This window comes from Okeania sp. SIO2F5, assembly GCF_010692685.1.
Taxonomy (GTDB): Bacteria; Cyanobacteriota; Cyanobacteriia; order Cyanobacteriales; family Microcoleaceae; genus Okeania; species Okeania hirsuta.
In genome coordinates, this window is the sequence record NZ_JAAHGU010000268.1 from 1 (window position 1) to 3,135 (window position 3,135).

At 39.3% G+C, this 3,135-nt stretch carries 1 protein-coding gene and 1 pseudogene; both read right to left on the minus strand.

The window, feature by feature from the left end:
• Positions 1 to 117, minus strand: a pseudogene (locus tag F6K27_RS32705) (IS5/IS1182 family transposase); the annotation flags it as partial.
• 514 nt (positions 118 to 631) lie between these two features.
• Complete coding sequence (locus F6K27_RS32710) at positions 632 to 2,767, minus strand: helix-hairpin-helix domain-containing protein (protein ID WP_287280094.1); 2,136 nt, start codon at positions 2,765 to 2,767, stop codon at positions 632 to 634.
• Between the last annotated feature and the right edge of the window lie 368 nt (positions 2,768 to 3,135).

Here is a 3,135-nt window from a genome sequence, read left to right on the forward strand (position 1 = left end):
GCTTCCACAAAGAGGCGGTTGTATGCATGCTGTTCTTCCTACAGTTCCTTCACGGCCTGGTAGTAAATGTTGAATGCGTTCCCATTGGTCGTCACGCAAACCATAACGTCTAGTCATTTAGAGCAGTTCTTAGCATATTATTCCTGTAGTTATTCTTCATAAGCATACTATACTTTTAATGTCAACCTCTTTAATTGATGACACGCCCTAGCTTTTTGGGCTTTTTGAGCTGAAAAGCTGGCACTTTTTTAGACCAAAAAACGCTAAAACCAATATCAGTCAATGCTTTAATATTTAATCAGCAAGTCCTAATTATTAATTATTAATTATTAATTATTCGGTAACAGGCAACAGTGGGAAAAACATTGCCTAGTGCTGCTACGTGGAAGTTAAAAGTCAAAAGAGGGTAAATGATCATTCTTCCCCTACACATGGCGTTTTAAAGGTTAATTTGCGTAAGTGCTGGTTATATTATACCAATTTTAAAAAAGAATGCTAGAAAAAAAAAGGCTGAGAATTATGCCTAAAAAGAACTTATCCAATCCTATAAGCTACTTATTTCCATTGTTTCTCCTTTTTTCATAATTTGTTTATTACTTCTTCCTTCTTCCTTCTTCCTTCTTCCTTTTCTTTACCACTTCCCCATACCTCCCCAAGCTGCCCCAGAAAAACAGCCAGCAATTGCACCCAAACCAGCCCCAAAAATCGTTGAAAGTATAATAGTAAAATCTTCATCAATTCGCATAATTCTAACTAAATCTATCGACCCAAATTGCGGTAAAATACCACCCAAAATCACCCCAATAATTACTCCTAAAAAACACCCCCAAATTCCACCTAAAAAAGCACCTCTAATCCCTGATAATTTATTTGATAAAGGTAAAGTTGGCGCTCCTAAAATTGGTCCTAAAACAGCACCACCGATAATGCCACCCATTGCACCTACACCTATTGCAGGAATCATACTACTTATGAATATTGATACTAACTCCAGCCAAGAATTACTATTCTCTTTCATACTTTCCTGAAACACAAAAACACCAGCTAAAATTGCCCCAATAACTGTTCCTAAAAAAGTACCCCAAATAGCACCTAAAAATAAACCACGTCTTCCCCAAACTCGTCCAGGTACAGGCAATGTTAAAGGTGGTTTAAAAGCACTCCAAAAACTACCCCAAATAGTACCTAGAAATCCTCCAAATAAAACTGCTTGCCCAAATAACTCCAGACGATTACTAATTCCATATATACTACCACTAATAGCAACTGCAATAAACCCTCCCCAAAATGCTCCAGTTAAACCTAAACTGCTACCAGATGATCCCAAAGGAATAATATATTGCCAAGCTAATGCGAAAAACCCCCCCCACAACATTCCCACGATCGTACCACCAAAAACTGCAAGGCTACCTTTTATTGTTCCTAATATTAAACCTGCTACTGCTGCTGCACACAATACTCCCCAAAGGCTACCCCACATAGCATCTTTAGCAATACCAGCAATACCATTTCCACCACCTGGTAAAGGAATTATTGGTAATGATGGCGGTTTAGTTTTAGTCAGAATAGGTGTTAATAAAGGTTGATATTGACCCATTTTTCTGTTAATAATAATTGGTTTTGGCGGTGCTGGTTTTCGGGGAGTAGTAGTAGTTTTTTGCGGCCTCAACGACAATAATTTTCGTTGTTTCGGTTGAACTGGTTGCAGATGTTTCTGATTTCGCACTGCTTCCCTTGATGGGAAAGGGTCGCGCCCTTTTAATTTTTTGGTACGATCGCACCACGGACAAGATTTTAAATGATTACCATATAAATGTTGATGATTTTTTTGACAAATTATCAAATTATCTTCTGCTTCTCGTAGTGCCTGCAACCAAATTTTAGTGTCTGGGCGCTCCGTAGGATGTTTGTGCCCTTTTTCAAAACAATCAATAAATAATTGTTGTATGCTGGGATGCAAAATCTTAAAATCTGGCGCAAGTGGGGTTGGGCGATAGGGAACTCGCTTTTTACTGTAGGGAAAATGACCTGCTTGAATTCGAGCTTCAAGACTTGGTGGTTCACCTCTACCTTGATAAACTCCGGCAAAGGGGTGAGTTCCCTCCATCAACACCTGAAATATTAATACTGCCACCCCAAATAAATCATGTTCTGGTAGGCGATCGACTTCCCGGAAACTTTGACCTTGTAATTCTGGGGGAGTAAATTCTGGTTTTCCCACTGGGCAACGATAAACTTCTAGAGTGTAGGGGTCGCGCACTTGAAATGAGTCTGTATCAACTAGGGTTACTAAAGCAGTATCTGTCACTAGCATATTTGACTCATTGATATCGCCGACTGCATATCCACTTTTGTGTAGAGCATTAACTGCTGCGACTAAATTACGAGCTGTGCGGTGAAGATAACGATAGTTGAAGAGGGGTTTTTGTTCCCTACGGTTTCTAGGATTATAGAATATATGTATCGGTTCCGCTCTAAAAACACGAGGCATGAGAAAACCAATGATTTGCTGTTTACTGTTGAGGGTGTGTAGTAGGTCTACAGGCCATGCGATCGCTGAATGTCCGGCTGCTATTGGTGCGTCTGGTGGGTGAGAGAACATCACTGTTAGTTTATCGGCATCTTCATCTGTGGGTTTGTGGTAAATTTTGGCCACTAAGGATGGGTCTTGTAGCACAGGATAGATACGACCTTCTCCACCCCCACCAATCAAGTTTTGGGTGTCTAATGTGACGATTTGTCCACTAAACTGACGTTGCAACTGCATGGGTATTTTCGTTTACCCTAAGATTGTTTTTTCGTTTACAGTATAGCTTGAAATTTTTAATTAGGGAATAGGGAACAGGGAACAGGGAACAGGGAACAGGGAACAGGGAACAGGGGGAATAAAAAACCGATAATATAAGCTTTTAGCTATTGGACAGTTATTGTAATTTGTACATAAGCCAGCGCACATTGCTATATATAGCAATGAGCGCTGGCATCTTTACATGTTACATAGATATTTGCAATGTAATATAAAAGTAACTGTATGAGCTGTATTTTTCATAAATTAGGCGATCGCTAAACCTTAAAGTTTTAAGGATGTCTGTAATGGTATTGATAATTTACAGTTTATAGCTTGAAATTGTTTAC

What these genes read in the sequence shown, in the direction of transcription:
- F6K27_RS32710 (WP_287280094.1), bottom strand. Translation starts at nt 2,767, where the DNA reads ATGCAGTTGCAACGTCAGTTTAGTGGACAAATCGTCACATTAGACACC.